Source organism: Streptomyces sp. NBC_00259 (genome assembly GCF_036181745.1).
GTDB classification, from domain to species: Bacteria; Actinomycetota; Actinomycetes; order Streptomycetales; family Streptomycetaceae; genus Streptomyces; species Streptomyces pratisoli.
Window position 1 is genome coordinate 5,787,847 of record NZ_CP108080.1, and the last position, 19,245, is coordinate 5,807,091.

Here is a 19,245-nt window from a genome sequence, read left to right on the forward strand (position 1 = left end):
CTTCGTGTCGCCGGCGTCGGCTCAGCCCTGGTGCGGCTCCGGGACGCGCATCGCGAGGATCGCCATGTCGTCGGAGGCGGGCTCCGCGGCGAAGCGCTCGACCGCGCGGAGCACGCGTGCCGCGACCGCTCCGGCCGTCAGGCCCGTACACGTCGTCAGAACGTCGGTGAGGCCGTCGTCACCGAGCATGCGCGTGCCCTCACGGCGTTCCGTGACGCCGTCGGTGACACAGAGCAGGACATCGCCCGGGTCGAGAGTCACCGTCTGCTCGTACAGCTCCAGGTCCTCCATCACCCCGAGCAGCGGCTGCGGTTCGGCCGCCGGCTCGACCGAGCCGTCCTGGCGCAGACGCAGCGGGAGCGGATGGCCGGCGCAGACGACCTTGAGGAGCGCCGAGCCGTCCTCCTGGGGCCACAGCTCGCCGTACAGCAGCGTGAGGAAGCGGCTGCGGGCGCCCTCGTCGAGGATCGCCGCGTTGAGGCGCTCCAGTACCGCCGGGCCGCCGAATCCCTCGCGGGCGAGGAGGCGCAGGGCATGGCGGGCCAGGCCGGTGACGGCGGCCGCCTCCGGCCCCGTGCCGCAGACATCGCCGATGGCGAAGCCGTAGGCGCCGTCGCGGATGGGGAAGAGGTCGTAGAAGTCGCCGCCGACCTCGTTGCCCTCGCCGGCGGCGCGGTAGATCACCTCGACCTCGACGCCCGGGACCTGGGGGAGGCCGGGCGGGAGCAGGCTGCGCTGGAGGGCCTGGCTGATGGCCGTGCGCTCCGAGTACAGGCGGGCGTTGTCGAGAGCGAGAGCGGCCCGTCGGGAGAGGTCCTCGGCGAGTTCGAGGATCTCCTGGCGGAAGTGGTCGTCGGAGGGCTTGCCGAGAGTGAGCATGCCGATGACGCGGTTGCGGGCGACGAGCGGCAGGACGACCGTTTCGCCGCCGACCGCGGAAGCCGTGGCCAGGGTCGTGCCGATGCCGGACGACACATGCGTGGCGCCGAGGCCCAGTTCACGCATCGAGGTGCGCAAGGCTGCCTGGTGCGCGGCTTCGGCCGGGGCGTGCCAGGTGCGGGCGCCGGGCGTCGGCACCGGGTCCGGCGGGTCGATCTTGGACAGCAGTGCCTTGAGGCCGTCGATGCGCTCCTCGTCCTCGTGCAGCACGTACGAGAGGTACGGCTCGGAGGACTGGTCGGCGATCGTGTAGACGGCGCACCAGGTGGCGAGCGTCGGGACCGTCATCTGGGCCATGAGGGCCAGCGTCTGGTCCCGGTCCAGTGTGCCCGCCAGCAGGTCGGAGGCCTCGACGAGGAAGCTGAGGGAGCCGCGCCGGAGGCGTTCCAGCTCGCCGAGGCGGGCGGACTCGACGGCGAGCGCGATGCGGTCGGCGGCGAACTGCAGACGCAGCGCTTCCTCGTTGGCGTAGCGGCCGGCGGCCTCCGCGGCGACGCCGAGGGAGCCGGTGAGCCGGCCCTCGACCTTGAGCGGGACGGTGACGACGGAGCGCATGCCGGTGCCGCTGAGGAGCGGGACGGCGCCGGGGACGGCGTTGAGGTCCTCGTGGACGGCGGGCATGCGCGCCGAGCCGTAGCGCCCGGTGCCCGCCTCGACGGGGACGCGGGCGAAGCGCTGCCGGGCGGACGGGAGCCCGGTGGTGGCCCGTACCTCCAGCTCCGTCTCGTCGTCGGTGGCCAGCAGGAGGAAGGCCGAGTCGCCGTCGAGCATGTCGCGGGCGCGTTCGACCGTGCGTTGGAGGAGTCCGTCGAGGTCGTCCGGTGCCGGGGAGCCGATGAAGACCTCGAAGGGGTCGGCGTTGCGGCTCTCGTGGTTGGCGCCGTCGGTGGAGGGGGCGCGCATGGGGGTCTGCAGCACGGCGCGCTCGTAGTCCCGTACGAGGAGGCAGACGGTGGACGCCTCGCCCTGGGTGTCGCGCACGCGCAGGTGCGAGGCGTAGACGGGAATGACGCGACCGTCGGTGCCGCGGACGCCGTAGCTGCCCTCCCAGCGGGAGAGTCGCAGAGCCTCGGCGATGCCGGTGCCGATGCCCGGTGTGTGGGGCCAGGCCGCGAACTCGCCGAGGGGCTTGCCGAGAACCTGGTCCGCCGCGTAGCCGAAGAGGTGCTCGGCGTCGTCGTTCCAGGAGGAGATGGCTTCGTTGCCGTCGATCTGGAGGACGGCGACACGGACGCGCTCGTCGGCGACGGGGAGGAGGTCGACGGGCAGGACCGGGCCGGCCGAGCGGGTGCCCACCGTGCGCTGCGGCAGATCGAGTTGGAACCAGACGTGCTTGTGGGTCGGGGTGTACTCGACGCCCCAGCGGGTGGCGAGGGCCGCGCACAGCAGCAGCCCGCGGCCGTTCTCCCGGTCGGGGTGGGCGAAGGCTCTGCTGCCGCCCTGGATGGGGATCTCGCGTTCCGGGTAGTGGTCGGCGACCTCGACCCGTACGCCCTCCTCGGTCCGCAGGCAGAGCACGTCGGCGGCGGTGCCGGCGTGGATCACCGCGTTGGTGACGAGTTCGCTCGTGAGGACGACGGCGTCGTCGACGACGTCGGAGTGTCCCCAGCCCTGGAGTGTGTCGCGGACGAAGGCGCGGGCCGTCGCGACGGACCGCCCGACGGGGTCGAAGCTGGCAGCCGCCCGCGCGGTGATCACAGAGTTCCTCATACGCGTCTCGACGCCCGGCTCTGACATGGTCGGTGCCCGCCCCTCCCGGTGCCCGTTGGTAGTTCCTCGCGCCATGCCGCCCCCGCCGGGCGACCGGGGCGGTTGGACAGCCGGATGCCAGGTTACTTACCTTCGCTGTCCGAGCGGATGCCGGTCACCGCTGTTTCCGCCTTCCAGGGGCGGGGACGCTATGCGAAGCTGCCGAACTGTTATGGCCTGGTTCGGCTGTGGTGAAACACTGGGAAAGCTTCTGAGACAGCTCGATCACGATGGTCAACCCCTGCGGGAGGGACACGGTGGAGTCTGGTGCAGCGTCGCGTGGCACTGGCACGCGCGCACAAGGCGGACAGTCCCGGAGAAATCAGTCACGCGGGGGGACGACCGCGGTGGACACCGCGGCTCTGAACCGGCTGATGGCGGCCCTTGTGGCCATGCGGGACGGGAACTTCCGCAAGCGGCTGACCGTGTCGGGCGACGGCGTCATGGCGGAGATCGCGGCCGTCTTCAACGAGGTCGCGGACCGCAATCTGCATCTGACCGGAGAACTCGCGCGGGTTCGGCGTGTCGTCGGCCGTGAGGGAAAACTCACGGAGCGGCTGGAGCCCGGGGCCTGCGAGGGGTCCTGGGCCGCCGCGATCGACGCCTCGAACGAGCTGGTGGACGATCTGGCGCGGCCGGTGTCCGAGGTCGGCCGGGTGCTGTCGGCGGTCGCCGAGGGCGATCTGGAGCAGCGTATGGAGCTCCGTTCGCATGCGGCGGAGGGTTCCGACGGGACCGTGCGTCCGCTGCGCGGCGAGTTCCTGAAGGTCGCGCGTACGGTCAACAACCTGGTCGACCAGCTGTCGGCGTTCACCGACGAGGTGACGCGGGTCGCACTGGAGGTGGGCACCGAGGGCAAACTCGGCGGCCAGGCCCAGGTGCGAGGAATGTCCGGTTCGTGGAAGGACCTCACGGATTCGGTCAACACGATGGCGTACCGGCTGACCGCTCAGGTGCGTGACATTGCTCTCGTGACGACGGCGGTCGCCAAGGGCGATCTGTCGCGGAAGGTCACCGTGCATGTCGCCGGTGAGATGCTCCAGCTGAAGAACACCGTGAACACCATGGTGGACCAGCTGTCCTCGTTCTCCTCCGAGGTGACCCGGGTGGCCCGCGAGGTGGGCACGGAGGGCGAGCTGGGCGGTCAGGCGGCGGTGCCGGGCGTCGCCGGTGTGTGGAAGGACCTCACCGACTCCGTCAACACGATGGCGGGCAATCTGACCTCGCAGGTGCGGGGGATCGCCGAGGTCACCACCGCGGTCGCGAACGGCGACCTGTCGCAGAAGGTCACGGTCAGCGCGCGCGGCGAGGTCGCACAGCTCGCCGAGACCATCAACCAGATGACCGAAACCCTTCGTACCTTCGCGGACGAAGTGACGCGTGTGGCCAGTGAGGTCGGAGCCGAGGGTCTGCTCGGCGGTCAGGCGCAGGTGCCCGGCGCGGCCGGTACGTGGAAGGACCTCACCGACTCGGTCAACACCGTCTTCCGCAACCTCACCACGCAGGTGCGGGACATCGCCCAGGTGACCACCGCGGTCGCCAACGGTGACCTGTCGCAGAAGGTCACCGTCGATGTCGCGGGCGAGATGCTGGAGTTGAAGAAGACCGTCAACACGATGGTGGAGCAGCTCCAGTCGTTCGGTTCTGAAGTGACCCGGGTGGCCCGGGAGGTCGGCGTCGAGGGCCGGCTGGGCGGCCAGGCCGAGGTGCCGGGCGCGGCGGGGACCTGGAAGGACCTCACCGACTCGGTGAACACGGCGTTCCGCAACCTCACCGGTCAGGTGCGGGACATCGCCCAGGTGACCACCGCGGTCGCCAACGGCGACCTGTCCCAGAAGGTCACCGTCGATGTGGCCGGCGAGATGCTGGAGCTCAAGAACACCGTCAACACGATGGTGGCGCAGCTGTCGTCGTTCGCCGACCAGGTGACGCGCATGGCGCGGGACGTGGGTACGGAGGGCCGGCTCGGCGGCCAGGCCCGGGTCGACGGAGTGTCCGGTACGTGGAAGGAACTCACCGACTCCGTCAACTTCATGGCGGGGAACCTGACCTCTCAGGTGCGGCAGATCGCCCAGGTGACCACGGCGGTGGCGCGCGGTGACCTGTCGCAGAAGATCGACGTGGACGCGCGCGGCGAGATCCTGGAGCTGAAGAACACCATCAACACGATGGTCGACCAGTTGTCGGCGTTCGCCGAGCAGGTGACCCGGGTGGCCCGCGAAGTGGGTACGGACGGGCGGCTCGGCGGCCAGGCGCAGGTGCCCGGCGTCGCCGGTGTGTGGCGCGACCTGACGGACTCCGTGAACGGCATGGCCGGGAACCTCACGGCCCAGGTCCGCAACATCGCGCAGGTCGCCACGGCGGTGGCGCGCGGTGACCTGTCGCAGAAGATCGACGTGGACGCGCGCGGCGAGATCCTGGAGCTGAAGAACACCCTCAACACGATGGTCGACCAGCTCTCCAACTTCGCCGAGCAGGTGACCCGGGTGGCCCGCGAGGTGGGCACCGAGGGCATCCTGGGCGGCCAGGCGGAGGTGCAGGGCGTCTCCGGCACCTGGAAGGACCTCACGCAGTCCGTCAACTTCATGGCGAACAACCTGACCTCGCAGGTGCGCAACATCGCCGAGGTGACGACGGCCGTCGCCAAGGGCGATCTGTCGAAGAAGATCACCGTCGACGCGAAGGGCGAGATCCTGGAGCTGGTGACGACCGTCAACACGATGGTCGACCAGCTGTCCAACTTCGCCGACGAGGTGACCAGGGTCGCCCGTGAGGTGGGTACGGAGGGCATCCTCGGCGGCCAGGCCCGGGTGCGCGGTGTCACCGGCATCTGGAAGGACCTCAGCGACAACGTCAACCTGATGGCCAACAACCTGACCAGTCAGGTGCGGAACATCTCCCGGGTGTCGTCCGCGGTCGCCAACGGTGATCTGACGAAGAAGGTGACCGTCGAGGCGCGCGGCGAGGTCGCCGAACTGGCCGACACCGTCAACACGATGGTGACGACCCTGTCGTCGTTCGCGGCAGAGGTGACGCGGGTCGCCCGTGAGGTGGGTACGGAGGGCATCCTCGGCGGCCAGGCACGGGTGCCGGGCGTCGCGGGCACCTGGAAGGACCTCACCGAGTCCGTGAACTCGATGGCGTCCAACCTGACCGGGCAGGTGCGCCAGATCGCCACGGTCACCACCGCGATCGCCAAGGGTGATCTCACCAAGAAGATCGACATCGACGCGCGCGGCGAGATCCTGGAGCTGAAGGACACCATCAACACGATGGTCGACCAGCTGTCCTCGTTCGCCGAGCAGGTGACGCGGGTGGCCCGTGAGGTGGGTACGGACGGCATGCTGGGCGGCCAGGCCCGGGTCCGCGACGTCGACGGCACCTGGCGGGACCTGACGGAGTCCGTGAACGAGATGGCCGGGAACCTGACCCGGCAGGTGCGCGCGATCGCAGCGGTCGCCACGGCGGTGACCCGCGGTGACCTCAACCTCAAGATCGATGTGGACGCCGCGGGCGAGATCCAGGTCCTGCAGGACAACATCAACACGATGATCGCCAACCTGCGCGACACCACCCTCGCCAACGAGGAGCAGGACTGGCTGAAGGGCAACCTGGCCCGTATCTCCGGGTTGATGCAGGGCCGGCGGGACCTGGACGACGTCGCCTCGCTCATCATGAGCGAGCTGACGCCGGTGGTCTCCGCACAGCACGGCGCGTTCTTCCTGGCGATGCCCACGGGCGGCGGGGGTGAACTCGGTACTGGCAGCGAGGGTTCGTACGAGCTGGTGATGCGCGGCAGCTACGGCTACTCGGCCGGCCTGATGCCCACGTCGTTCCGGCCGGGGGAGACCCTGATCGGCACGGCGGCCGAGGAGAAGCGGACCATCCAGGTCAACGTTCCGCCGGGCTACCTGAAGATCTCGTCGGGGCTGGGCGAGGCCTCGCCGGCGCATGTGATCGTGCTGCCGGTGCTGTTCGAGGGGAAGGTCCTCGGCGTGATCGAACTGGCGTCCTTCCAGCCGTTCACCCAGATCCAGCGGGACTTCCTCAACCAGATCGCCGAGATGATCGCGACGAGCGTCAACACGATCAGCGTCAACACCAAGACCGAGGTGCTGCTGAAGCAGTCGCAGGAGCTGACCGAGCAGCTGCGTGAGCGCTCGGAGGAGCTGGAGAACCGGCAGAAGGCGCTGCAGTCGTCCAACGCCGAGCTGGAGGACAAGGCCGAGCTGCTGGCCCAGCAGAACCGCGACATCGAGGTGAAGAACACCGAGATCGAGGAGGCCCGGCAGGTGCTGGAGGAGCGGGCCGAGCAGCTCGCCGTCTCCATGCGCTACAAGTCCGAGTTCCTGGCGAACATGTCGCACGAGCTGCGCACCCCGCTCAACTCGCTGCTGATCCTCGCCAAGCTGCTCGCGGACAATGCCGACACCAATCTCACCCCGAAGCAGGTCGAGTTCGCCGAGACGATCCACGGCGCTGGCTCGGATCTGCTGCAGCTCATCAACGACATCCTCGATCTGTCCAAGGTCGAGGCGGGCAAGATGGACGTCAGTCCGACCCGTATCGCGCTGGTGCAGCTCGTCGACTACGTGGAGGCGACGTTCCGGCCGCTCACGGCGGAGAAGGGGCTCGACTTCTCGGTGCGGGTCTCGCCCGAGCTGCCGGCGACGCTCCACACCGACGAGCAGCGGCTGCTCCAGGTGCTGCGCAACCTGCTGTCGAACGCGGTGAAGTTCACCGACACCGGTGCGGTGGAGCTGGTGATCCGGCCGGCGAACGCCGACGTGCCGCAGTCGATCCGCGAGCAGCTGCTGGAGGCGGGTTCGCTGCGCGACGCGGACGGCGATCTGATCGCCTTCTCGGTCACCGACACCGGTATCGGGATCGCGGCGAGCAAGATGCGGGTCATCTTCGAGGCGTTCAAGCAGGCCGACGGTACGACGAGCCGTAAGTACGGCGGTACGGGCCTGGGGCTGTCGATCAGCCGGGAGATCGCCCGGCTGCTCGGTGGCGAGATCCATGCCGCGAGCGAACCGGGCCGCGGTTCCACGTTCACGCTCTACCTGCCGCTCCACCCGAGCGAACTGCCGCCGCAGGGCTACCCGCAGCTCGTTCCGGGGCCTGAGATGCCGATGAACGCCATGGACGACGCCGGGATCGCCGAGGCGGGCCCGCAGGCGCCGCAGACGCCGTCGGCGGCCCCGGACGCGCACAACGCCCCCGGGACGCTCTTCCGGCGCCGTCGCAAGGCACTGGGCGCCATGGACCTGCGGCACGCGCTGCCCGGCCAGCCCGCCGGGTCGCCGGGCGGGGCGCTGGAGGCCTGGGCGGGACAGCACCCGCAGGAGGGCGCGTCGGAGCCTCGCCCCACCTTCACGTTCCACAGCGAGAAGGTGCTCATCGTCGACGACGACATCCGCAACGTCTTCGCGCTCACCAGCGTGCTGGAGCAGCACGGACTGTCCGTGCTGTACGCGGAGAACGGGCGGGAGGGCATCGAAGTCCTGGAGCAGCACGACGATGTGACGGTCGTACTGATGGACATCATGATGCCGGAGATGGACGGGTACGCGACGACGACGGCCATCCGCAGGATGCCGCAGTTCGCCGGGCTGCCGATCATCGCGCTCACCGCGAAGGCGATGAAGGGCGACCGGGAGAAGGCGATCGAGTCGGGTGCGTCCGACTACGTCACCAAGCCGGTCGACCCCGACCATCTGCTGTCCGTCATGGAGCAGTGGATGCGCGGAAAGTGACGATGGTTGGTCGCGGGCGCATCACAGTCTGATTGCGGACTGTGCGGATTCTCGCGTGTTGCTGACTGACTGTGCTCGAAAGCGTGTGAGAGGGCGGTATCCGGGGAACCTTCTGGTCTCCCACCGCGTTTCTGCTACGTGCACAGTGACATCGCGGTGACAGGGTGTGGCGACGGGCGGGGTGCGGCTACCATGACCGGCACAAGGACGGGCGGCGCTAGGGAGTCGTCCCTCGGGGCGGCGCCCGGTGCTTCTCCCGGCTCTTCGAGCTGGGGAGACCCCAAGCCGGGGCGAGGAGGGCGAGGCATGGTGCAGAAGGCCAAGATCCTCCTGGTCGATGACCGGCCGGAGAATCTGTTGGCGCTGGAGGCCATCCTCTCTGCGCTCGATCAGACACTGGTACGGGCATCGTCAGGGGAGGAAGCGCTCAAAGCGCTGCTGACGGACGACTTCGCGGTCATTCTGCTGGACGTCCAGATGCCAGGAATGGACGGATTCGAGACCGCGGCGCACATCAAGCGCCGCGAACGGACCAGAGACATCCCCATCATCTTCCTGACCGCGATCAACCACGGACCGCACCACACCTTCCGTGGATACGCCGCGGGCGCGGTGGACTACATCTCCAAGCCGTTCGACCCATGGGTGCTGCGCGCGAAGGTCTCCGTCTTCGTCGAGCTCTACATGAAGAACTGCCAGCTGCGCGAGCAGGCCGCGCTGCTCCGCCTCCAGCTCGAGGGCGGCGGGCACGGCACGGGAGACACCAAGGAGCCGGCCGGTCTCCTGGCCGAACTCTCCGCGCGGCTCGCGGCAGTTGAGGAGCAGGCCGAGGCGCTCTCCAAGCAGCTCGACGACGAGTCCGCGGACGCCGCGGCCGTCGCCACGGCAGCCCATCTCGAACGCAAACTCACCGGTCTGCGCAGGGCGCTGGACGCCCTGGAGCCCGGAGCCGGCACCGGCACGCCCTCGCTGCCGTCACAGAGCTAGGGGCTGTCCTCCGGATCTGGCGTGCCGCTGGACCGGAGCCCCGACCGCTGATGGGACGTCAGTTTCCGGACCTGGCAAGGACGACACGAACGGGTGAACCGGTGGGCACACGTGTCCCCTGCCGGTCACACCGGTAACCTCACCACCATGGCCTCACGTACGTCCGGCAAGGGTTCACAGGGCGCGGCGGGCACCGCGAAGCCGCGCGCCGGCCGTACGACCGGCGCCGCGAAGAAGGCGGCGCCCGCCAAGAAGCCCGTGGCGAAGAAGACCGCAGCCAAGAAGAGCGCACCCGCGAAGAAGGCGGTGGCGAAGAAGGCGGTGCCCAAGCCCGCGCCCAATCCCACCGGGGGCGTGATCTGGCTGATGCGCGCCCTGTGGCTCGGCGTCGCACACGCCCTCGGCGCCATGCTCCGCGGCATAGGACGCGGCGCCAAGGGCCTCGACCCGGTGCACCGCAAGGACGGACTCGCGCTCCTGCTGCTCGCCCTCGGACTCATCGTCGCCGCGGGCACCTGGTCCAGCCTCCGCGGCCCCGTCGGCGATCTCGTCGAGATGCTCGTCACCGGCGCCTTCGGCCGGCTCGATCTGCTCGTGCCGATACTGCTCGTGGCGATCGCCGTACGGCTGATCCTCTATCCCGAACGGCCCGAGGCCAACGGCCGTATCGTCATCGGGCTCTCCGCCCTGGTCGTCGGTGTGCTCGGCCAGGTCCACATCGCCTGCGGTTCGCCGGGGCGCGACTCGGGCGCCGAGGCGATGCAGGACGCGGGAGGGCTGATCGGCTGGGCCGCATCCCAGCCGCTGATCTTCATGATGGGCGAGGTCCTCGCCGTACCGCTGCTGGTGCTGCTCACCGTCTTCGGACTGCTGGTCGTCACCGCCACCCCCGTCAACGCGATCCCGCAGCGGCTGCGCATGCTCGGTGCCCGGCTCGGTCTCCTCGACGCCCCGTACGAGCCCGGCGCGGCCGACGAGGCCGAGGACGGGCAGTACGACGACGGCTGGCGCGAGGCGCAGCCCGCGCGGCCCTCGCGCCGCCGCGGCCCGGCGGCCGGTGCCTCCGAGGTGTACGACGCCGAGAAGGCGGAACAGGAGGCGCTTTCCCGGCGACGGCGGCGCGGCGCCTCCGCACAGCCCGCCGGCGGCCGTCCCCTGGACGCGGTCGACGTCGCCGCGGCCGCCGCCGCGGCCCTCGACGGCGCTGTCCTCAACGGGATGCCGCCCTCCCCGGTCGTCGCCGGCCTGACCCGCGACCTCACCGCCGACCGGGAGCGCGCCGTCGGCCCCGTACCCGGCGCACGTACCGAGCAGCCCGCGCCCGCCGACGAAGGCGCCGCCAAGACCGCCGTACCGGACCTCACCAAGCCCGCGCCCGAGGACTCCCAGCCGCTACCGCCGCGCGCCGAGCAGCTCCAGCTCTCCGGCGACATCACCTACGCACTGCCGTCCCTGGACCTGCTGGAGCGCGGCGGCCCGGGCAAGACCCGCAGTGCCGCCAACGACGCGATCGTTGCTTCACTGACGAACGTCTTCGCGGAGTTCAAGGTGGACGCCGCCGTCACCGGCTTCACCCGCGGCCCCACGGTCACCCGCTACGAGGTCGAGCTCGGCCCGGCCGTGAAGGTCGAGCGGATCACCGCGCTGACCAAGAACATCGCCTACGCCGTGGCCAGCCCGGACGTGCGGATCATCTCGCCGATCCCCGGAAAGTCCGCCGTCGGCATCGAGATCCCGAACTCCGACCGCGAGATGGTCAATCTCGGCGACGTGCTGAGGCTGGCCGAGGCGGCCGGGGACGAGCACCCGATGCTCGTGGCGCTCGGCAAGGACGTCGAGGGCGGCTACGTCATGGCCAACCTGGCGAAGATGCCGCACGTCCTGGTCGCCGGTGCCACCGGCTCCGGAAAGTCCTCCTGCATCAACTGCCTGATCACCTCGGTCATGATGCGGGCGACCCCGGAGGACGTCCGGATGGTCCTCGTCGACCCGAAGCGGGTCGAGCTCACCGCCTACGAGGGCGTTCCGCACCTGATCACCCCCATCATCACCAACCCCAAGCGGGCCGCCGAGGCGCTGCAGTGGGTCGTCCGTGAGATGGACCTGCGCTACGACGACCTCGCGGCCTACGGCTACCGGCACATCGACGACTTCAACCAGGCCGTACGCAACGGCAAGGTCACACCGCCCGAGGGCAGCGAGCGCGAGCTGCAGCCCTACCCGTATCTGCTGGTGATCGTCGACGAGCTGGCGGACCTGATGATGGTCGCGCCGCGCGACGTCGAGGACGCCATCGTCCGGATCACCCAGCTGGCGCGCGCCGCGGGCATTCATCTGGTACTGGCCACCCAGCGGCCCTCCGTCGACGTCGTCACGGGCCTGATCAAGGCGAACGTGCCCTCGCGGCTCGCCTTCGCCACCTCCTCCCTCGCCGACAGCCGGGTCATCCTCGACCAGCCGGGTGCGGAGAAGCTGATCGGCAAGGGCGACGGGCTGTTCCTCCCGATGGGCGCCAACAAGCCCACCCGTATGCAGGGCGCCTTCGTGACCGAGGAGGAGGTCGCGGCCGTCGTCCGGCACTGCAAGGACCAGATGGCCCCTGTCTTCCGGGACGACGTGGTGGTCGGGACCAAGCAGAAGAAGGAGATCGACGAGGACATCGGCGACGACCTCGACCTGCTCTGTCAGGCCGCTGAGCTGGTGGTTTCCACCCAGTTCGGGTCGACGTCCATGCTCCAGCGCAAGCTCCGGGTCGGCTTCGCGAAGGCCGGCCGGCTGATGGACCTGATGGAGTCGAGGAACATCGTGGGACCCAGCGAGGGCTCCAAGGCGCGTGACGTTTTGGTGAAACCCGATGAGCTGGATGGAGTGCTCGCCGTGATCCGTGGGGAGTCTGATTCGTAAGGGAGGGCGAGGCAACCGTTTCCCTTGGTCGTACGTCCAGTTGGATGGAGGGACACCATGTGTCCGATCCTCACGCTGTCCGACCATTCTGATGGCGTACAAACTGCACCGCCCGGTTGCCCCACCCTTTCGTACCACCCATAGACTGAACCTCCAGCAGGTGGCTACACGCTCGAAAGGCGCCCCCGTGTCCATCGGCAACTCCCCCGAAGACGACCGGCCTTCCATCGAGGACGACCAGCCTTCGATCGGTCGTTCGCTCCAGCAGGCTCGCGCCGACGCAGGTCTGACCGTCGACGAGGTCAGTACGTCCACCCGCGTACGTGTGCCCATCGTGCACGCGATCGAGCAGGACGACTTCTCCCGCTGTGGTGGCGATGTCTACGCGCGCGGGCACATCAGGACACTCGCACGTGCCGTGGGGCTGGATCCGGCCCCGCTGATCGCGGAGTACGACGCGGAGCACGGTGGGCGTCCCTCTCCCACACCCGCTGCCCCCCTCTTCGAGGCGGAACGGATCCGCCCCGAGCCCAGGCGCCCCAACTGGACCGCCGCGATGGTCGCGGCGATCGTCGCCGTGATCGGATTCGTCGGCTTCACACTCTTCGACGGCGGCAACGACGGCAACGGCACCAAGCAGGTCGCCGAGGGCTCGACACCCGAGAAGTCCAGCCACAAGCCGGCCCCGGTCAAGCCGGTCGCACCCAAGCCCGAACCCTCCGAGAGCGCCATCGCCGCCGTACCGCAGGACAAGGTGACGGTGAAGCTGACCGCGGCCGACGACAAGAGCTGGATCTCCGCCAAGTCCGCCAACGGCAAGCTGCTCTTCGACGGACTGCTCCTCGCGGGCGAGTCCAAGACCTTCCAGGACGACGAGCGGCTGGACCTCATCCTGGGCAACGCCGGCGCGATCGAGCTGTTCGTGAACGGCAAGAAGATCGAGGACCGGTTCGAGAACGGACAGGTCGAGCGGCTGTCCTACTCGAAGGGCGACCCCGAGGCCGGCTGACCCGTCACGACCGAAAATCGTCGGCCCATCGCCCGCATTGCGGGCGGTGGGCCTCGCGGATCGGGCGTGGGCCGGGACAAAGTAGTCTTGAGCCCATGCCCGAACGCCGTACCGTCGCCCTTGTCACTCTTGGCTGCGCCCGTAACGAGGTGGACTCGGAGGAGCTCGCAGGCCGCTTGGCAGCGGATGGCTGGGAGCTCGTCGAGGAAGCCGCCGATGCGGATGTCGCGGTCGTCAACACCTGCGGGTTCGTCGAGGCCGCCAAGAAGGACTCCGTCGACGCGCTGCTGGAAGCCAACGACCTCAAGGACCACGGCAGGACCCAGGCCGTGGTCGCCGTCGGCTGCATGGCCGAGCGCTACGGCAAGGAGCTCGCCGACGCACTCCCCGAAGCGGACGGCGTGCTGGGCTTCGACGACTACGCCGACATCTCCGACCGGCTCCAGACCATCCTGAGCGGTGGCATCCACGCCTCGCACACCCCGCGCGACCGGCGCAAGCTGCTGCCGGTCAGCCCGGCGGAGCGGCACAAGGCCGACGTGGCCCTCCCCGGCCACGCCCAGGCCCCGGCTCCGGTCCTGGCTCCGGAGAACGTGCCCGCCGATCTGCCGGACGGTCTCGCGCCCGCCTCCGGGCCGCGCGCCCCCCTGCGCCGCAGGCTCGACACCAGCCCGGTCGCGTCGGTCAAGCTGGCCTCCGGCTGCGACCGTCGCTGCTCGTTCTGCGCCATCCCGTCCTTCCGGGGCTCGTTCATCTCGCGGCGGCCGAGCGATGTGCTCGGCGAGACCCGCTGGCTCGCCGAGCAGGGCGTGAAGGAGATCATGCTGGTCTCCGAGAACAACACCTCGTACGGCAAGGACCTCGGTGACATCCGCCTGCTGGAGACGCTGCTGCCCGAGCTGGCGGCCGTCGACGGCATCGAGCGGGTGCGGGTCAGCTATCTGCAGCCCGCCGAGATGCGCCCCGGTCTGATCGACGTCCTGACGTCGACGGAGAAGGTCGCGCCCTACTTCGACCTCTCGTTCCAGCACAGCGCGCCCGGTGTGCTGCGCGCGATGCGGCGCTTCGGCGACACCGAGCGGTTCCTGGACCTGCTGGAAACGATCCGCGACAAGGCCCCGCTGGCCGGTGTGCGGTCCAACTTCATCGTCGGCTTCCCCGGCGAGAGCGAGGCGGACTTCGCCGAGCTGGAGCGCTTCCTGGGCGAGGCCCGACTGGACGCCATCGGGGTCTTCGGGTACTCCGACGAGGAGGGCACCGAGGCCGCCGGTTACGACCGCAAGCTGGACCAGGACGTCGTCGACGAGCGCCTCGCCCAGCTGTCCCGGCTCGCCGAGGAGCTGACCGCTCAGCGCGCGGAGGAGCGCCTCGGGGAGACGCTGCACGTACTGGTGGAGTCCGTGGACGACGAGGGCGAGGACGGCGGTGCCGTGGGCCGGGCGGCGCACCAGGCGCCCGAGACCGACGGTCAGGTGATCTTCACGGGTGCCGACGGCCTCGTGCCCGGACGTATCGTCGAAGCGAAGGTCGTCGGTACGGAAGGTGTCGACCTCGTGGCCGAAGCCGTATCCGAGTGTCGTGAGGAGGCGCGCAGATGACCGGAGTCCCGGCATCCGCTGCGGGCGGGACCGGCAGGCCGGCGCCCGGTGGCAAGCTGGGCGCTGCGGCCGTCAACCAGGCCAGTCTGTGGAACATCGCCAACCTCCTCACCATGATGCGGCTGGTGCTCGTGCCCGCCTTCGTGGTGCTGCTGCTCATGGACGGGGGATACGACCCGGTCTGGCGTGCGTGGGCCTGGGCGGCGTTCGCCGTCGCCATGATCACGGACATCTTCGACGGACATCTGGCGCGTGCCTACAACCTGGTCACCGACTTCGGGAAGATCGCGGACCCGATCGCGGACAAGGCGATCATGGCGGCCGGGCTGATCTGTCTCTCGGCGCTCGGCGATCTGCCCTGGTGGGTGACCGGAGTGATTCTCTTCCGTGAGCTGGGGATCACGCTGATGCGCTTCTGGGTGATCCGGCACGGGGTGATCCCGGCCAGCCGCGGCGGCAAGATGAAGACGCTGGCGCAGGGCACGGCGGTCGGTATGTACGTGCTGGCGCTGACCGGCCCGCTGGCCACGCTGCGCTGGTGGGTCATGGCCGTGGCCGTCGTGCTGACGGTGGTCACCGGGCTCGACTACGTACGGCAGGCGGTCGTCCTGCGCCGCAGGGGGCTCGCCGCCGAGCGCCGGGCCGCCCGGGACGCGGCGGAGTCCTCACGATGAGTGACGCGGCCGGGGTCCTCGCGCTTCTCGCGGAGCGTGGCGAGACCCTGGCCGTCGCGGAATCTCTCACGGGCGGTCTCGTGGCCGCGGAGCTGACCTCCGTTCCCGGCGCCTCGAAATCCTTCCGCGGCTCCGTGACGGCCTACGCAACGGCGCTCAAGCGCGATCTCCTGGGGGTCGACGAGGCCCTTCTGGCCGAGCGCGGAGCGGTTCACCCGGAGGTCGCGGCGCAGATGGCGGCCGGTGCGAGGGCCCGGATGGCGGCCGGCTGGGGCATCGCCACCACCGGTGTCGCGGGGCCCGAGCCCCAGGACGGACAGCCCGTCGGAACGGTCTTCGTCGCGGTCGCGGCGCCGGACGGCACGCGGAAAGTGGCCGCGCTGAGATTGAACGGCGACCGCGCGGAAATCCGTAGAGAGAGCGTACGGAGCGTGCTGGAACTGCTCGCCGGCGAACTCTCGGCGAATGAGCGAGCACAGGATACGGAACAGAACGGGGGGAATTGATGTTTGCAGCCCTGAGTGAACACGACATCGCTCCCCGCACGGCCGCAGCGCGAGGCGGTACGGTGGGGCGTGAAGGATGCGGCTACGCGGTCCGAGGAGGGAGCCACCGATGATTCTGCTCCGTCGCCTGCTGGGTGACGTGCTGCGTCGGCAGCGCCAGCGCCAGGGCCGTACTCTGCGCGAAGTCTCCTCGTCCGCCCGAGTCTCTCTCGGCTATCTCTCCGAGGTGGAGCGGGGGCAGAAGGAGGCTTCCTCCGAGTTGCTCTCCGCGATCTGCGACGCGCTTGACGTACGGATGTCCGAGCTCATGCGGGAAGTGAGCGACGAGCTGTCGCTGGCCGAGCTGGCCGCGTCGGCAGCGGCGAGCGATCCGGTGTCCGCGCCGGTGCGCCCGCTCAATTCCGTGTCCGTGACATCGGTCGCGGGCGTGCCGACGGAACGGGTGACGATCAAGACGCCTGCGGAAGCGGTGGACGTCGTCGCTGCGTGATCTCGACGTATGAGCCCCGGCCGGGTGGGTACCCGACCGGGGCTTTGCTTTTCCCTCGAATAACCGTTTTGTGCCATTTATGCCATGGTGGAGAACGGTGTCGTTTGAACGGAGGTCACAATGTCCGTGGTGAAGAGCCCGCTGCCCGAACAGGCGCGCAAAGTCACCGGTGAGGCCCTCCAGGGCGCGCTGGTGGATCTGATCGATCTGGCACTGGTGGCCAAGCAGGTCCATTGGAACGTGGTCGGGCCGCGCTTCCGCTCGGTGCACCTCCAGCTGGACGAAGTCGTCACGACGGCTCGGACGCACTCCGACATCGTGGCCGAACGGGCTTCGGCGATCGGTGTGACGCCTGACGGACGGGCCTCGACGGTCGCCGCGGCGAGCGCCATCGGGAAGGTGCCGGACGGCTGGATCCAGGACTCCGACGTCGTGAACACGATGGTGAAGGCGCTGCGCGCGGTGATCAAGGGGATGCGGGAGCGCATCGAGGTCACGGCCGAGCCGGACCCGGTGAGCCAGGACATCCTGATCGGGCTCACGGCCGACCTCGAGAAGCACGCGTGGATGTTCCAGGCCGAGAGCGTCTAGTGGCCCTCTCCGCCGGGGAGCCGCCCGGGGCACGAGGCCTCGCGGCCGGTGCCGCGCGCGGGCGCATGGCCCGGAGCATGAACCTCTGGGGCGCCTGGCGCATACGCTGCGGGCGCGCCGGGTGTGCATCCGGTGCGCCCTGCCGCCGAGTGATCGGTCCGGTCTAGCGTCGACCGGAGGAGGCGGCCATGGTGAGGCGATGGGTCCTGCTGCCGGCGCTCGCACTGGGCGCGGTGTGGTGGTGGGCCGTTCTGCGGCTGGCGCTGGTGCCGGAGCATGCGGGGCTCGTCGAGGGGGCAGTGGCGGCAGGTGGGTGGGGGCTCAGTCTGCTGCCGGTGCACGTTGCGTCGCGTGCCGGGGATGCCGGTACGGCCGGGGGAACGACCACGGCTACCAGGGCATCGCGACGCCCCCGTTCGGCCGGAGGATCTGACCCGTCGTGAACGACGACGCGTCGGAGGCGAGATGGAGGACCGCGTGAGCGATGTCCCCGGGCTCGCCGACCCGGCCGAGCGGTGACAGCCTGACCATGGCGGCCTCCGCCTTCTGCTGCAGCCCCGCGTCATGACGGTCGGTCATGGGTGTACGGATCCAGCCCGGGGCGACCGCGTTGACGCGGATCGCGTACGGGCCGAGTTCGGCGGCCAGCGTCTTGGTGAGCTGGACGACGGCCGCCTTGGCCGCGCCGTAGCAGAGCAGGCCGGGATTCGCGGCGTCGACCGCCCCGGACGCCATGGTGATGATCGAGCCCCGGACGCCCGCGTCGATCATCGAGCGGGCCGCGGCCTGACAGGCGTACAGCACACCCTTGAAGTTGACCGCGAGGACGCGGTCGAGGTCCTCGTCGCGTGTCTCCAGAACCGGACTGGAGTGCATGATTCCGGCGATCGCCGCCATGATGTGCAGCGGGCCGGAGGCGGATACGGCCGCCGCGACCACGGCGTGGAGGCGCTCGCGGTCGCTCACGTCGACGACGTGGGTGTGCGCGGTGCCACCGGCGTCGTCGATCAGCGTCCGGGTCTCATCGAGGAGCTTCTCGGACACATCCGCGCAGTGGACGGTGGCGCCCGCCTCGGCGAGCAGTACGGCGGTCGCGCGGCCTATGCCGCTCGCCGCGCCGGTGACGAACGCGGCGCGGCCGGTCAGGTCGTACGCGGTGAGGGGCATGCCGGTGACCGTACGACCGTATCTGACGGGTCGTCAACCAGTCGGGTTCCTACGGCGTCGGGCCGGACTGGCAGCCCGGGCACCAGTAGGTGACACGGTCGTCCTGGCCCGCTTTGCGGACCGGGGTGCCGCAGCGCAGACAGGGGCGGCCCTCGCGTCCGTACACGAACAGATGCTGCTCGCCCGGGCGCTGCCCGGCCCGGCGCTGGTCCCCGCCGCGGGCGGCGGGGGTGGTGCGGCGGTCGAAGCGGTTCTTGTTCGCCTCCAGGAGGCGATGCGCCGTGGCCACCAGGCGCTCGGGGACACCGGAGGGCAGCTCGCCGATCGGCAGCCAGGGCGTGACCCGGGCCATGAAGGCCAACTCCGATTTGTAGACATTGCCGATGCCGGCCAGATTGCGCTGGTCGAGCAGGGCTTCGCCGAGAGGGCGCGCGGGGTCGGCCAGGAGGTTGCGCACGGCGGTGCCCACATCCCAGTCCGGGCCCAGCAGATCGGGCCCGAGGTGCCCCACGGCCTTGTCCTCGTCCTTGCTGCGGAGCAGTTCGAGGACCGGGAGGCGGTAGCCGACGGCCGTGTGCTCGCTGTTGCCGAGGACCGCCCGGATCTGGTGGTCAGGGCCGCCGCGCCATCGCTCGCCGGCCGCGTACACCCGCCAGGCGCCATCCATCCGGAGATGGGAGTGGAGGGTGAGCCCGCCCTCGACGCGGGTGAGGAGGTGCTTGCCCCGCGCCGTGACGTCGAGAACCTCCCGGCCGGTGAGATCGGCGGTGGCGAACCGCGGAACCCGCAGGTCGGAGAGCGTGAGGGTCCGTCCGGCCAGGGCGGTGTGCAGCTTCCGGGCGGTCAGCCAGACGGTGTCTCCTTCGGGCATG

General features: G+C 69.9%; 13 protein-coding genes. 10 read left to right on the forward strand and 3 right to left on the reverse strand.

Annotated elements, in window-relative coordinates:
• Window positions 1-21: 21 nt before the first annotated feature.
• The gene (locus OG766_RS26285) at window positions 22-2,676 is read right to left on the reverse strand and encodes a SpoIIE family protein phosphatase (protein WP_266388558.1); all 2,655 of its coding nucleotides are present in this window, start codon (window positions 2,674-2,676) and stop codon (window positions 22-24) included.
• Between the two features lie 269 nt (window positions 2,677-2,945).
• Here OG766_RS26285 and OG766_RS26290 point away from each other — a divergent pair, with 269 nt between their 5' ends.
• The 10 genes from OG766_RS26290 (at window position 2,946) to OG766_RS26335 (ending at window position 17,649) form a co-directional block, all read left to right on the forward strand.
• Window positions 2,946-8,447, forward strand: a complete 5,502-nt coding sequence (locus OG766_RS26290) for a HAMP domain-containing protein (RefSeq protein WP_266388554.1) — start codon at window positions 2,946-2,948, stop codon at window positions 8,445-8,447.
• Window positions 8,448-8,753: 306 nt separating this feature from the next.
• Window positions 8,754-9,434 carry a response regulator gene (locus OG766_RS26295; protein WP_266388550.1) on the forward strand — a complete coding sequence of 227 codons (681 nt, stop codon included), beginning with the start codon at window positions 8,754-8,756 and terminating at the stop codon, window positions 9,432-9,434.
• A 147-nt stretch (window positions 9,435-9,581) separates the two neighbouring features.
• The gene (locus tag OG766_RS26300; RefSeq protein ID WP_266388546.1) at window positions 9,582-12,338 is read left to right on the forward strand and encodes a DNA translocase FtsK; all 2,757 of its coding nucleotides are present in this window, start codon (window positions 9,582-9,584) and stop codon (window positions 12,336-12,338) included.
• Between the two features lie 187 nt (window positions 12,339-12,525).
• Window positions 12,526-13,347 (forward strand): helix-turn-helix domain-containing protein, encoded by an 822-nt coding sequence (locus tag OG766_RS26305; protein WP_266388887.1) that lies wholly within the window; start codon window positions 12,526-12,528, stop codon window positions 13,345-13,347.
• Between the two features lie 95 nt (window positions 13,348-13,442).
• On the forward strand, window positions 13,443-14,945 hold the full coding sequence (gene rimO, locus OG766_RS26310; protein WP_266388541.1) for a 30S ribosomal protein S12 methylthiotransferase RimO: 1,503 nt from the start codon (window positions 13,443-13,445) through the stop codon (window positions 14,943-14,945).
• Window positions 14,942-15,619 carry a CDP-diacylglycerol--glycerol-3-phosphate 3-phosphatidyltransferase gene (gene pgsA / locus OG766_RS26315; RefSeq protein WP_266388539.1) on the forward strand — a complete coding sequence of 226 codons (678 nt, stop codon included), beginning with the start codon at window positions 14,942-14,944 and terminating at the stop codon, window positions 15,617-15,619. The genes rimO and pgsA overlap by 4 nt, the downstream gene beginning before the upstream one ends.
• Entirely contained in the window at window positions 15,616-16,125 is a 510-nt protein-coding gene (locus OG766_RS26320; protein WP_266388536.1) for a CinA family protein, read from the forward strand. The genes pgsA and OG766_RS26320 overlap by 4 nt, the downstream gene beginning before the upstream one ends.
• A gap of 109 nt (window positions 16,126-16,234) precedes the next feature.
• A complete protein-coding gene (locus OG766_RS26325; protein WP_266388533.1) occupies window positions 16,235-16,615 on the forward strand; it encodes a helix-turn-helix domain-containing protein in 381 nt (126 codons plus the stop codon).
• A gap of 120 nt (window positions 16,616-16,735) precedes the next feature.
• Window positions 16,736-17,206: a Dps family protein gene (locus tag OG766_RS26330; RefSeq protein WP_266388530.1), complete on the forward strand. Its 471-nt coding sequence runs from the start codon at window positions 16,736-16,738 to the stop codon at window positions 17,204-17,206.
• 188 nt (window positions 17,207-17,394) lie between these two features.
• Complete coding sequence (locus tag OG766_RS26335) at window positions 17,395-17,649, forward strand: hypothetical protein (protein WP_266388527.1); 255 nt, start codon at window positions 17,395-17,397, stop codon at window positions 17,647-17,649.
• Here OG766_RS26335 and OG766_RS26340 read toward each other — a convergent pair.
• Both OG766_RS26340 and OG766_RS26345 read right to left on the reverse strand, forming a co-directional pair.
• Entirely contained in the window at window positions 17,597-18,373 is a 777-nt protein-coding gene (locus OG766_RS26340; protein WP_266388524.1) for an SDR family NAD(P)-dependent oxidoreductase, read from the reverse strand. The two genes, OG766_RS26335 and OG766_RS26340, sit on opposite strands and share 53 nt — an antisense overlap.
• 49 nt (window positions 18,374-18,422) lie before the next feature.
• Window positions 18,423-19,244 carry an Fpg/Nei family DNA glycosylase gene (locus OG766_RS26345; protein WP_266388521.1) on the reverse strand — a complete coding sequence of 274 codons (822 nt, stop codon included), beginning with the start codon at window positions 19,242-19,244 and terminating at the stop codon, window positions 18,423-18,425.
• Window position 19,245 lies beyond the last annotated feature (1 nt).

Excerpts from the sequence above, each read along its gene's own strand:
- OG766_RS26285 (WP_266388558.1), bottom strand. The coding sequence starts at position 2,676 with ATGTCAGAGCCGGGCGTCGAGACGCGTATGAGGAACTCTGTGATCACC.
- OG766_RS26295 (WP_266388550.1), top strand. The coding sequence starts at position 8,754 with ATGGTGCAGAAGGCCAAGATCCTCCTGGTCGATGACCGGCCGGAGAAT.
- OG766_RS26300 (WP_266388546.1), top strand. The coding sequence starts at position 9,582 with ATGGCCTCACGTACGTCCGGCAAGGGTTCACAGGGCGCGGCGGGCACC.
- rimO (WP_266388541.1), top strand. The coding sequence starts at position 13,443 with ATGCCCGAACGCCGTACCGTCGCCCTTGTCACTCTTGGCTGCGCCCGT.
- pgsA (WP_266388539.1), top strand. The coding sequence starts at position 14,942 with ATGACCGGAGTCCCGGCATCCGCTGCGGGCGGGACCGGCAGGCCGGCG.
- OG766_RS26320 (WP_266388536.1), top strand. The coding sequence starts at position 15,616 with ATGAGTGACGCGGCCGGGGTCCTCGCGCTTCTCGCGGAGCGTGGCGAG.
- OG766_RS26325 (WP_266388533.1), top strand. The coding sequence starts at position 16,235 with ATGATTCTGCTCCGTCGCCTGCTGGGTGACGTGCTGCGTCGGCAGCGC.
- OG766_RS26330 (WP_266388530.1), top strand. The coding sequence starts at position 16,736 with ATGTCCGTGGTGAAGAGCCCGCTGCCCGAACAGGCGCGCAAAGTCACC.
- OG766_RS26335 (WP_266388527.1), top strand. The coding sequence starts at position 17,395 with ATGGTGAGGCGATGGGTCCTGCTGCCGGCGCTCGCACTGGGCGCGGTG.
- OG766_RS26340 (WP_266388524.1), bottom strand. The coding sequence starts at position 18,373 with ATGCCCCTCACCGCGTACGACCTGACCGGCCGCGCCGCGTTCGTCACC.
- OG766_RS26345 (WP_266388521.1), bottom strand. The coding sequence starts at position 19,244 with ATGCCCGAAGGAGACACCGTCTGGCTGACCGCCCGGAAGCTGCACACC.